The organism is Mesorhizobium sp. M1428, assembly GCF_040317515.1.
Classification (GTDB): Bacteria; Pseudomonadota; Alphaproteobacteria; order Rhizobiales; family Rhizobiaceae; genus Mesorhizobium.
The window spans coordinates 211,136-222,704 of the sequence record NZ_JAMYKT010000006.1 but is presented as its reverse complement, the minus strand read 5'-3'; the positions used below and the strand labels follow the sequence as shown (position 1 = coordinate 222,704).

The 11,569-nt window shown below is 63.1% G+C and carries 12 protein-coding genes; 4 read left to right on the top strand and 8 right to left on the bottom strand.

Annotation, left to right across the window (positions count from 1 at the left end; all coding sequences use genetic code 11):
• Nucleotides 1–4: 4 nt before the first annotated feature.
• Both NKG60_RS11375 and NKG60_RS11370 read left to right on the top strand, forming a co-directional pair.
• On the top strand, nucleotides 5–433 hold the full coding sequence (locus NKG60_RS11375) for a DUF4440 domain-containing protein (RefSeq protein WP_352660520.1): 429 nt from the start codon (nucleotides 5–7) through the stop codon (nucleotides 431–433).
• A 49-nt stretch (nucleotides 434–482) separates the two neighbouring features.
• Entirely contained in the window at nucleotides 483–1,742 is a 1,260-nt protein-coding gene (locus tag NKG60_RS11370) for an ABC transporter substrate-binding protein (protein WP_352866745.1), read from the top strand.
• Here the strand turns inward: NKG60_RS11370 and NKG60_RS11365 are convergent.
• The 3 genes from NKG60_RS11365 to NKG60_RS11355 form a co-directional block, all read right to left on the bottom strand.
• Nucleotides 1,714–2,715, bottom strand: a complete 1,002-nt coding sequence (locus NKG60_RS11365) for a sigma-70 family RNA polymerase sigma factor (RefSeq protein ID WP_352660526.1) — start codon at nucleotides 2,713–2,715, stop codon at nucleotides 1,714–1,716. The two genes, NKG60_RS11370 and NKG60_RS11365, sit on opposite strands and share 29 nt — an antisense overlap.
• 9 nt (nucleotides 2,716–2,724) lie before the next feature.
• A complete protein-coding gene (locus NKG60_RS11360; RefSeq protein ID WP_352660529.1) occupies nucleotides 2,725–3,264 on the bottom strand; it encodes a dihydrofolate reductase family protein in 540 nt (179 codons plus the stop codon).
• A 134-nt stretch (nucleotides 3,265–3,398) separates the two neighbouring features.
• The gene (locus NKG60_RS11355) at nucleotides 3,399–3,938 is read right to left on the bottom strand and encodes an Lrp/AsnC family transcriptional regulator (RefSeq protein WP_352660532.1); all 540 of its coding nucleotides are present in this window, start codon (nucleotides 3,936–3,938) and stop codon (nucleotides 3,399–3,401) included.
• 48 nt (nucleotides 3,939–3,986) lie between these two features.
• Here NKG60_RS11355 and NKG60_RS11350 point away from each other — a divergent pair, with 48 nt between their 5' ends.
• Both NKG60_RS11350 and NKG60_RS11345 read left to right on the top strand, forming a co-directional pair.
• On the top strand, nucleotides 3,987–5,168 hold the full coding sequence (locus tag NKG60_RS11350; protein WP_352660535.1) for an MFS transporter: 1,182 nt from the start codon (nucleotides 3,987–3,989) through the stop codon (nucleotides 5,166–5,168).
• Between the two features lie 49 nt (nucleotides 5,169–5,217).
• Entirely contained in the window at nucleotides 5,218–5,646 is a 429-nt protein-coding gene (locus tag NKG60_RS11345; RefSeq protein WP_352660538.1) for a GNAT family N-acetyltransferase, read from the top strand.
• Here the strand turns inward: NKG60_RS11345 and NKG60_RS11340 are convergent, their stop codons facing one another.
• The 5 genes from NKG60_RS11340 to NKG60_RS11320 all read right to left on the bottom strand — a co-directional run bounded on the left by NKG60_RS11340 (nucleotide 5,647) and on the right by NKG60_RS11320 (nucleotide 11,563).
• Complete coding sequence (locus NKG60_RS11340; RefSeq protein WP_352660541.1) at nucleotides 5,647–6,777, bottom strand: anhydro-N-acetylmuramic acid kinase; 1,131 nt, start codon at nucleotides 6,775–6,777, stop codon at nucleotides 5,647–5,649. It abuts the gene before it with no gap.
• Nucleotides 6,778–6,782: 5 nt separating this feature from the next.
• Nucleotides 6,783–7,787, bottom strand: a complete 1,005-nt coding sequence (locus NKG60_RS11335) for a serine hydrolase domain-containing protein (RefSeq protein WP_352660544.1) — start codon at nucleotides 7,785–7,787, stop codon at nucleotides 6,783–6,785.
• A gap of 232 nt (nucleotides 7,788–8,019) precedes the next feature.
• Nucleotides 8,020–9,768 carry an ABC transporter ATP-binding protein gene (locus NKG60_RS11330; protein WP_352660546.1) on the bottom strand — a complete coding sequence of 583 codons (1,749 nt, stop codon included), beginning with the start codon at nucleotides 9,766–9,768 and terminating at the stop codon, nucleotides 8,020–8,022.
• Nucleotides 9,765–10,604, bottom strand: coding sequence for an ABC transporter permease (locus NKG60_RS11325; RefSeq protein WP_352660548.1), 840 nt, complete (start codon nucleotides 10,602–10,604; stop codon nucleotides 9,765–9,767). The genes NKG60_RS11330 and NKG60_RS11325 overlap by 4 nt, the downstream gene beginning before the upstream one ends.
• Nucleotides 10,604–11,563, bottom strand: a complete 960-nt coding sequence (locus NKG60_RS11320) for an ABC transporter permease (protein WP_352660550.1) — start codon at nucleotides 11,561–11,563, stop codon at nucleotides 10,604–10,606. Before NKG60_RS11320 ends, NKG60_RS11325 begins: the two co-directional genes overlap by 1 nt.
• Between the last annotated feature and the right edge of the window lie 6 nt (nucleotides 11,564–11,569).

The window sequence follows — 11,569 nt, the reverse complement described above, 5'->3', positions numbered from 1 at the left end:
GGCCATGGACGAAAAGCCCTCCTTGCTTTCCCGCGCCAGCGCCGAGGTGGTCGATCTCCACCGCTTCTTCGTCGACTGGTTCAATGCGGCGAGTGCGGACAATGCAGATTTCAGGCGCTTCGAGCACGTCATGGGCGAAGGCTTCTGCATGGTTGCGCCGGATGGCAAGGTCCTCGATCGTGACGCGGTGCTCGACCATGTCAGGGCAAGCCGCGCCACCTCTGAGGGCGATTTCAGTATCTCGATCGAGGATATCCGGGCCGGCTGGCAACAAGGCGACACGATCCTCGTCTGTTACATCGAAGCACAGCAGCGCGCCGGCAAGCACAGCCGCCGTCGCTCGAGTGCCGTTTTCACCACCAGTTCATCGGCGCCCAACGGCGTCGAATGGCGACATCTGCATGAAACCTGGCTGCAGATGCCTGAAGGCTGAACAGGGCTCAAGACATCAATGAGAGTCGTGTAACGAAAGGGGAACAACAATGAAAAAGACCATACTTCAGATCACCACCGCGCTCGCTCTGCTGACAGCGGCCGGTGCAGCGCAAGCCGCCGATTGCAAGATCACCGTCGGCCTTGTCATGGAACTGACAGGCCCGGCCGGCGAGTACGGCCAGGCAGGCGCCAAATCGGTCGAAATGGCCTTCCGCGATATCAACGAGGCGGGCGGCGTGCGCGGCTGCGATCTAGCGACCGACACCCGCGACAGCCAGAGCCAGGGCAACATCGCCGTCGATGCCGCGACGCAGCTCGTGCAGGTCAAGAAGGTGCCGGTGATCATCGGCGGCATCATCTCCTCGGTGTCGATTCCGATCCTGACCTCGGTCACCGCTCCGGCCAAGATCGTCCAGGTGTCGCCTGCTTCCTCGTCGCCGACGCTGACGGCGCTTGGGCGCGACGGCAAGACCAACGGCATTTTCTTCCGCACCATCACCTCGGACGCACTGCAAGGCGTCGCCGCCGCCAAATACGCCATCGACAAGGGTTTCAAGAAGCTGTCGGTCGTCCACGTCAACAACGACTTCGGCGTCAACATGGTGGCGGAATTTTCGCGCGCCTATAAGGCGCTCGGCGGCACCATCGTCTCCGACACGCCCTACAATGAAAAGCAATCGAGCTATGCCTCGGAAGTTACCGCGGCGATGGCCGGCGAGCCCGATGGGCTTTATCTCGTCAGCACACCTGTCGACGGCGCAACCATCGCCCGCACCTGGATTTCGCAGGGCGGTGTCCAGAAATTCCTGCTCAATGACGGCATGAACAGCCCGGACTTCATCGAATCCGTCGGCGCCGACTATTTGAAGGACGCCTACGGCACGTCCTCGGGCACCAGCCCGACCGCATCGACCGAGTATTTCACCAAGAACTACAAGGAATTTTCGGGCATCGAACCCTCCAATCCCGCAGCCGACCGGTCCTATGATGCCGGCGCCATTGTCGGCTTGGCAATCGCCATTGCCGGCTCTGAGGATCCGGCCAAAATCAAGGATGCGATGTACAAGGCGGTCGACCCGGCCGGTACGCCGATCTATGCCGGCAAGGACGAGTTCGCCAAGGCGCTCAGCCTGATCAAGGAGGGCAAGCCGATCCGCTACGAAGGCGTCATCGGTCCGGTCGCCTTCGATAAGTATGGCGACATCACCGGCCCGTTCCGGCTCTGGAAGATCGTCGACGGCAAGGTGACGACCGACGGCGAAATGACGACGGATGACGTCAACGCCTTGCAGGCGAAGCTTCAGTAGGCCGCCTATGTCTTGTCCGGCATCGATCCCATTTCATTGAGGTCGATGCCGGACAGTTAGGCCGCCCGGAAACGACCACCGAACCAGCCGTCGGCATGATCCAGGGGCAGGCATAATAATCGGTGATGCGATTTATGATCCCGCCGGCGGCTTCGATCCGAACGGGATGGGCCGGCTTCCAACCGGCTTCGCCATGGTGGAGCACGAGCAGCACCGCCTCGCCATCAATCTCGCCAATCGCTATTTTCCAGGCCGTCGAGGCTCTTTCGTATTCGACGAAGTAAGGTGATTCCGACAGCCTGCCCTTGAAGCAATCCGCGACCCGCAATTGTGCGTCGGCGCTGGTCAGCGCCCGTACGCCGTCCCAGTCGCGGCGGTTGAACAATTCGACATAGCGCCTGAGCAATTCCAGAAGTTCCGGATCGCTTTGGCGCTCCGAACGGACGATTGGCTCGCCCGACAAGGCGGCCAATTTCGAGCGGCCACGGTTCAACGCGGCCTTGACGCCACCCACCGTCGAGCCGACGAGATCGGCAATCTCTTCTAGCGAATAGTCGAATACATCCTTGAGCAGGACACAGGCGCGTTCCTTGGGGGGCAGGTGGATCACCAGCCGTTCGATCGCGCGATCGGCGCCCTGGCCCGCCGGCTCGACCGGCAGGATGATCTCGTCCTCGGCGAAATTGGCCTCAGCCTGCTGGCGCACCTGCCGGCTTCGCAGGAAATCGATGCAGCGATTATGCGCGATGCGAAACAGCCAGGGGCGAAGGGCGCTCGCATCGTCCAGCTTCTCGATCTTCCGATACGCCTCGAACAGCGCCTCTTGCATCACGTCTTCGGCGTCGAGCGCCGAACCGGTCATGCGTGCGCAGTAGCGGTGCAGCCGTCCACGCAAATGCGCGACTGTTCCCAGGAAGCCGGCATAGCGGACGTCGAAAAGCCCTGTCGGGTCAAGTCTAGGCTGCATCTTCATGGTACACGATCATTGCGGGACATAGGTCAGCGTAATGACGCCGTTCTTGAAACGGTGCGTATCTATAAGCTCCAGCTTGACCAGCGACGGGTCGACATCCTGGAAAGCGCGTTTGCCTTGGCCAACGCGGGTCGGCACGATCGAGAGTTGATACTCGTCGACAAGCCTGTTGGCGAGCAGCGTCTGGTCGAGATTGCTCACTCCATACTTCAATATGTTGCCGCCGCTTTGCTGCTTGATACCAGCGATTTCGGCAGCGACGTCGCCTTCGATCAGCGACGCGTTCCAGCTTACTTCCTTGAGGCTGCGCGACGCGACGAGCTTCTTCAGCCCGTTCATGCGGTCCATGTACTTGCTGCCTTTGACCTGCGGCCAACGCGCCGAAAACATTTCATAGGTGACGCGGCCGAGCAGGAAAAAATCCGCCTCGCCGGCCTTTTCATAGGAGTGCTCCTTCATCTCCTCGTCGAAGAAGGGCGAGGCCCATTCCATTGGTGCCTCGATGACGCCGTCCAGCGAGATGAAGCTGCCCACGATCAATTTTCTCATCGCGTGTCTCCGGTTGCGCAACAGACATCGGTCGGACCCAAGGAACCGGCGAAAACGAAACCGGCCCGATCCACAGGATGCAGTGCCTAAGACGTTCCCGGTTCGACTTTGGATACGCGTGAGGATCGTTTGAGTTAATAGAGCGGCTTGGCCATGTGTCGGGGCGTCGGCCACTCCGTCGTAATCCCCGGCTGCACCGGCCGCTCGAGATAGGTCGAGAGCACGACGTAGCTTCGCGTCGAGGTAACGCCGGGTGTTTCGTACAGGCGCGACAGCAGCCCTTCGAGTGCCCGCGTGTCCTCGGTGCGGACCTTGATCAGCATGCATGTGTCGCCGGCCACCGAGTGGATCTCCTCGACTTCGGGGTGTTCGGAAATTGCCATCAGCTCCGGCGTCTTTCCCCACCCCTTCGTGTCGATATGGACGAAGGCAAGCAGCGGCTTGCGCACCGCCTTGGGATCGATGATGACCGCGGTGTTGCGGATGGCGCCGCTGCGCCGGAGGCGCTTGACGCGTTCATGGGCTGCCGGCGGTGAAAGGCCGACGCGGTCGCCGAGCTCGGCATAGCTGATCGTGGCATCGTCGACCAGAACGCCTAATATCTTTCGGTCGGTTACATCGATATCGCGGGCGGCAGGCCTGTTCTGCGGAATGCCATCTGTTTCTTCATTCATATTAAAATTCCCGATTGATGCAGAATTTAATACGGCCATTATTGCCATATGTCGAACACTGATCAAGTCGCCACATTCGCAGCTGCCCCCAAGCCGCCAATCCCGGCACTCGCTTACCTGCTGACCGGGTGCATTGCCGTGATCGGCTCGAACTCGCTGGTGCTCGGTCCGATCGCACCGGCCGTGGCCACGTCGTTCGGCACAAGTGTGCCGGCGGTTATGATCGCGTCCGCCGCGTTCGGACTCGGTACGTCGGCGAGCGCCTTGTTCCTGGCGCGCTATATCGACCGGCTTGGTGCCCGCCGCATGCTGCAAGGAGCGTTGCTGCTGCTGGCGATAGCGCTCGTCGCCAGCGCCGCTGCGCCGACAGTGACGGCGCTGGTCGCGGCCCAGCTTCTCGCCGGCATCGCTGCAGGTGTCGCCATGCCGGCAATCTACGCCAGCTCCGCCGCGATTGCACCGCCCGGTCGTGAAAGCGGCACTATAGGGGTCGTGCTGACCGGCTGGACACTGAGCATGGTCGCCGGGGTTTCGCTGTCGGCCGTACTTGCCGATCTGGTGCATTGGCGCGCCGTTTTCGCGGCGGTCGCGGTGCTTGCAACACTCGCCTTGGCCAGCCTGTCGCTGACGTCGCTGAGCGATGTCAGGAAGAGCGGTCCGGCGCCGACCCCGCTGGGCGCCTTGAGCGTTCCCGGCATCGTGCCGCTTCTGGTTGCCTGCGCCGCCTTCATGACCGCGTTCTACGGCGTCTACGGCTATCTTGGCGATCACCTTCACAATGGCTTGGGACGGCCGGTCAGTGCCAATGGGCTTGCCGCGCTCGCCTATGGCGCCGGCTTTGGTGCGGCGGCACTTCTTGACGGCGTTATCGATCGCCTGGGTGCGCGGCGTGTCATGCCGTTTGCCTACCTGCTCGTCGCGGTCGTCTATGTCGCGATTGCCGCGGCGAGCGGTAGTTTCCATTTGACCATAGCGATGATAGCCGTCTGGGGCCTTGCCAATCATTTCGGATTGAACGTCCTGGTGATGCGCCTCTCGGCGCTCGATCCTGCGCGCCGCGGCACGATCATGGGTCTGAACAGCGCGGTCACCTATCTCGCGGTGTTCGTCGGCACCACGGCGTTCGGACCGCTTTATTCCACATTCGGTTTTGCGGCATCGGCGCTGGTTGCAGCCTTGCTGATGCTGATCGCTGCTGCGGCGGCGGCGTGGCGTTCGCCGAAGCTATAGCGCAGCCAGGCTTGCGTCTCGGTCCGGTCCTTCGATAGATGCTTGATGGATGGACAATACAACGCTTGAGACAACCGCCAATCCCCTGCCGCAGGAACTCGCTTTTCTCGGGGAGCGGCTTGCGGCGTTCAACGACAGTGATGTCGGTGCCTCCGGCAGGAAGGCATTGGCCGTGTTCGTACGCGATGAGCGCGGTGCTATTGTCGCCGGCATCTCGGGATATACCGCCTGGGGCTGGCTCTATGTGCAATGGCTCTGGGTGGATGAACGGCTGCGCGGCCAGCGCATGGCCGGCCGGATGCTCGAAGCGGCCGAGAGGGAGGCAATGGCGCGCGGCTGCCACGGCGCCTGGATCGACACGTTCAATCCCAAGGCTGCCAAGGCCTATGAGCGCCAGGGCTATCAGTCCTTCGGCGTGCTTGCCGATTTTCCCATGGGCCGCAGCCGTATCTTCCTGCAGAAGAGATTGGCGGCTTGATTAGCCGGCAAGGCGTCCGCCGCGCATCGGCTGGGGCACACCGGTAGTACTGGGGAAGCTGATCGGCAAGCCTCTGAGCACGCGCACTGCCAGGAAGGCAAAGCACTCCGCCTCCACCGCATCGCCCTTCCAGCCCATCGCCTCGGCCGGCACGGCGTCGACACCGGCGCGGCTGGCAAGCATGGCCATCATCGTCGGGTTGTGTCGACCGCCGCCGCTGACCACCAGCCGCTTCGGCCGGTGTGGTAGAAGATCGAGCGCCTTGCCGACGGCGGCCGCGGTGAAGGCCGTCAGCAGGGCTGCGCCATCCTCGGCATTCATCCCGTCCGCCATCGAGGCGCCGAAATCGAACCGATCCAGCGATTTCGGATAGGGCTTGGTCAAGTAGGGATGCTGCAGGAGCTTGGCCAGCCGTGCCTCGTCGACCGTGCCGGCGCGCGCAAAGGCGCCGTCGCGGTCCATTTCGCCGAGCCCCTTCGACTTGATGAAATCGTTCAGCGGTGCATTGGCCGGCCCGGTGTCGAAGGCGACGACATTGTCCTTGCCGTCCCACCAGGTGATGTTGGCGACGCCGCCGAGATTGAGCACCGCCGTGTCGCCGCTGGCGTCGGCTTCGCGCAGCAGCGCGGCGTGATAGGCGGCCGACAGCGGCCCGCCCTGGCCGCCGGCGCGCATGTCGGCCGAGCGGAAGTCATAGGCGACTTTAGTGCCCAGGATGGCATGCATCAGTTCGCCATCGCCAAGCTGGCGGGTCTGGCCGAGCCGGCCGGCTTGCGGGGCACGATGCAGCACGGTCTGGCCGTGGAAGCCGACGACGCCGATGTCGGCCATGGTCAGGCCGTGGCTTTCGACAAGATCCTTGACCGCCGCGGACTGGGCGCGCGTCAGCGCCTCCTCCGCCTCGTGGAAGATTGCCGGTTCCGGCCCGGTGAAATTCCAGCTCCTTGCCTGGCCAAGCGTCTCTTCCAGCAAGGTCCGGATCGACTGCGGGTAGGGGGCCAGCGTGTAGGTGCCGAAATCAGCGATCCGCTCGCCGTCGGTCTTGATCAGCGCGACGTCGATATTGCCGTCCAGCACGGTGCCGGTCATCAGTCCGACGGCCCACATTGGTTCGGCATTTTTCGGATTCATGACTGTCAGGCTCCATTGACGAGATCGCCGACCACTTGGCGAAGCGCTGCGATCCCGCTGTTGAAATGACGTGTCGGATGAATCCGATTGGTGAGCAAGGTCCATGCTCTGCCTTCGTCGAAGTCGATCCACAGCCCGGTGCCGGTGAAGCCGGTATGCCCGATGGTTTCGGGGCTGCACAGCGCGCCGCCGGACCAGCCTTCGTAGGGTCGCTCCCAGCCATGGGTGCGGGTTGCCGACAAGGGCGTGCGCATCAGCGCTATCGAACGCTGCGACGCGCCGGTCCCGTCGAGCAGCCCTCGCGCAAAGTCGAGGACCGAAGCTGCCGTTCCGAACAGCCCGGCGTGAGCGGCCCCTTGCAATGCCGAGCAATTGTCGTCGTGGACCTCGCCTGACAGCACGCGATGGCGCCATGTGCAGTCTTCGGTCGCCGCCGCTCGATCCGGTTCGGCGGAGAACGCGAAGCCCGGGCCGGGATCCATGTCGCGAATGGTCTTGCCGGACAGGCGCTCCAGAACAAAGCCGAGCAGGATGAAGTTGATATCGGAATAGACCGGCTCCCCAGCCTGCCATTCGCGCTGCAGGATGAAGGCGCGCAGCAGCTCGGGGTCACGCCCATAGGTGTAGATCGGCGCAACGGCGGGAAACGGCGTCTGATGACCGAGACACTGGCGAAACGTCACCTTCCGTTCCCATGCTTTTTCGTCATATTGGCGCAGGTCGGGCAGCACCGAGATCAGCGGTGCGTCGAGATCGATGACCCCTTGTTCCGCCAGCGCCAGGATTCGCGGCGTGGTGAAGATGACTTTGGTCAGCGACGCCAGATCGAACCATGTTTCGATATGCATCGGCCTGATATCAGGCACGCGCTGGGCGAGGCCTGTCGCCCGCACCATCCGTGTGCCGCCGCGCTCGACGAGACCCAACACGCCGCCTGGAATACGGCCCTCCGTCACCGCCGCTTCGAGCGGCGCGAACGCGCGGTTGAAAAGCTGGGCGAGGTCGGTCAACGCCAGCCTCCGTCTGAGAGGCAGTGATCCTTCCCACCCCCCTCTGTCCTGCCGGACATCTCCCCCGCAAGGGGGGAGATTGGCAGTTTCGCCCCCCGCGCCCATTTCCTTCCGCGTTGAAAATTGGCGAAAGCCGACGCGACATCCAATCTCCCCCCTTGCCGGGGAGATGTCCGGCAGGACAGAGGGGGGTGCTGTCCCTCTGGCCTTTCATATCTTTGGGCGACAATCATCACACTTCCACCCGTGCTCTATGATCCGGCCCGAATTGCTGCCAATTGGCCGGGCCTGGCTCAAATCCCAGCGGACGCACGAGCGAGGGGACCTGGCGCGTATCCAGCTCGAAACGTTCATGCCGCCGATCTATGGAGGGAACGGCCGCGATAAGCTGTTTGGTATAGGAGTGCTTCGGCTCCGAGAGCACCGATCTGGCATCGCCGATCTCGACGATCTGGCCGGCATAGATGACCGCGATGCGATGGGCGATCCGCTCGACGACAGCCATGTCATGCGAGATGAACAGATAGGCCAGCCCGAATTCACGCTGCAGCTCGATCAAAAGCTCCAGCACCCTGGCCTGCACCGACACATCGAGCGCCGAAACCGCTTCGTCGAGGACGACAACCGAAGGATTGAGCATCAGCGCGCGAGCGATGCACAGGCGTTGCCGCTGGCCGCCGGAGAATTCGTGCGGATAGCGCTGCAGGCTGTTTTCCGGAAGGCCGACGCGTTTCAACAGCGCGGCCATTTTCGCCCGCGCTTCAGCAGTTATCCGTCCGCCGGTAGCGATCACCGGCTCCGCGAGAATGTTTTCCACGGTGAGTCTGGGATTGAGCGAGCCATAGGGATTCTGGAACACCATCTGCACGGGAAGGGCGCTCTGCCCGGCGGCGGCCTTACGCGCGCTGGCCGAGATTGTGCCGCGCGTCGAGCGCACCAGCCCCAGAATCGCGCGGGCGGTGGTGGACTTTCCGGAACCGCTCTCGCCGACGACCGCCAATGTCTCGCCCGGCATCAGCTCGAAATCCACACCGTCAACGGCATGGACGGCACCGCTGGTACGGCTGAGAAAACCACCCTTGACCGGAAATCGCACCACGAGGCCATCGACCTTCAGCGCCGGCTCGGCAGCTTTTTGCTTTTCGCGTTGCGCGTCCCTGCGTGTCGCACTGCCGTCGGTGAAATGCGGCACCGCATGCAGCAGATGCCGCGTATAGGGATGCCGCGGATCGTCCAATATCTGGTTCAGCGCGCCCTGCTCGACAGCTTCTCCGCTTTGCATCACCATGATCTTGTCGGCGATGCCCGCAACCAGACCGATGTCGTGGGTGATGAAGATCATCGACATCCCGGTTTCCTGCTTCAACTCGGCGAGCAGCGCCATGATCTGCGCCTGCACCGTAACATCCAGCGCCGTCGTTGGCTCGTCGGCAATGAGCAGGCGCGGGTTGCACGCGAGCGCCATGGCGATCATCACCCGCTGCAGCATGCCGCCCGAAAGCTGGTTGGGCGTGTATTTCAGCCGCCGTGCAGCGTCGGGAATACGCACGCGGTCGAGCGCGTCCTTGGCCGCCGCCGTCGCTTGCCGGCCGGTCAGGCCGCGATGCAGGCGAAACGATTCCTCGATCTGCCTGCCGATGGTCAGCACCGGATTGAGCGAGGTCATCGGCTCCTGGAAGATCATGCCTATTTCGCCGCCGCGGATCTTCGTCAGTTGCGGCTCGGTCGCGGCGGTCAGGTCGAAGATGCTGTAGTCGGCCCGCCTCAGCTTGATCGAGCCCGCGGTGATGCGGCCGCCGCCATAATCGACGAGGCGATTGATCGACAGCGCCGTAACCGATTTGCCCGAGCCGCTTTCGCCGACGATGGCCAGCGTTTCGCCGTCGGCGAGATCGAAGCTGACGCCGCGCACGACCTCATTGGCTTTCGGGTTGCGGCCGAAGCCGACGCGCAATCCGCTGACGGACAGCAGCGGGATCATGCGATCGATCTCCGCATCATCGGGTCGAGGACATCGCGCAACGCATCGCCGAGCAGGTTGAAACCGAGGATGCTGATCATGATTGCCACGCCCGGGAAGATCATCAGCCAAGGCGCTGTCTCCATCAGATTGCGGCTGTCGCTCAGCATCAGGCCGAGCGACGCGGCGGGCGGCTGCGTGCCGAGCCCGAGGAAGCTTAAGCCGGCTTCGGTCAGCAGTGCCCAGGCCAGCGCCAGCGTCACCTGAACCGTCAGTGGCGCCACCAGATTGAGCAGCAGATGCCGTGTTACGATATAGCCCGCACTGCTGCCGAACGTGCGGGCCGCGTCGACGAACTCGCGCGCCTTGAGCGACAGAGCCGGACCTCGCACGACGCGCGTGAAGATCGGCGTGTAGACGATGGCGATGGCAATGACGCTGGTGGAGGTTCCCGGTCCCGCAACCGCGACGATCAGCAGCGCCAGCAGGATCGCCGGGAACGCCAGCAGAACGTCCATGATCCGCATTACCAGGCCGTCCCAGCGGCGCCCGAACCAGGCTGCCGCCAGCCCGAGCACCGTGCCGGCCAGTGTCGCGAAGGCGACCGAAAAGAAGGCCACGATGAAGGACTGGCCGATCCCGGTCATCAGCCGGCTTGCGACATCGCGGCCGAACAGATCCGTGCCCATCCAGTACATGCTGTCAGGCGCATGCAGCCGCTCGACCCGGTGCTGCGTCAGCGGATTGTCCGGCGTCAGCCCCAGCATGCCAAGTACGGCAAGCAGCAGATAAAGCGCAACGATGGCACCGCCGATGCGGCCGCTGGTGTGCGCAAGTATAGCCCGCAATGTCGCCATCAGTGCTCGCTTAGCCGAATACGCGGGTCGAGCGCGACATAGGCGAGGTCGACTAGGAGATTGACGATCATGAAGTTGAAGGCGATGAACAGCACGCTTCCCTGCACCAGCGCATAGTCGCGCTGCAGGATGGCATCCAGAACCATGCGGCCGAGACCGGGCAGCGCAAAGATCTGCTCGACGATGACTGCCCCGCCCAGGAGATAGCCGAACTCTATGCCGCTCAGCGTCACGACCGGGATGAGCGCGTTGGGCAAAGCATGCCGCCAGATGACGTCGCGCGCCGAAACGCCCTTGCTGCGCGCCGTCCTGACATAGTCGTCGCTGAGCACATCGAGCATCGCCGAACGCGATATGCGGGTCACCGAAGCCGCGAAGGCAAATCCAAGCGTGACCGCAGGCAGCAACAGCTGGCCGAGATTGCGCAGCGGATCCTGCCACAGCGGCGAAAACTCGCCCATCGCCGGCAAAACGCCAAACCCCGCCGACAGCGTGTAGATGATCAGCAGGGCAAGGACGAAGTTCGGCGTCGACTGCCCGATCATTGCGACAACGCGCACGCCGAGGTCGGACAGCTTTTCATTATGGGTGGCGGCAAAAATCCCGGCCGGCATGCCGACAACCAGGGCGATGACCATCGACAGCAGGGCGAGCTCCAATGTTAGGGGGAAACGCTCGAGGATGACGTCGAGCACCGGCCTGCCATAGGTGGACGAAATGCCGAGATTACCTTGGAAAAGACCAAGCAGCCAGCGCCAGTACTGGATGAACCAGGGCTGGTCGATGCCGAAATAAGCTGCAAGCGCATCGCGCTGCTGCGGCGTCAGCAGGCCGGCTTCGGTCCCCAGCATTGCCGTGATCGAATCGCCCGGAACCATCCGGATCGCCAGGAACACCACGATGGACACGCCAAGCAGGACGAGAGGGAAGGTCGCCAGTCGCCGCATCAGATAGTTCACGCGAAG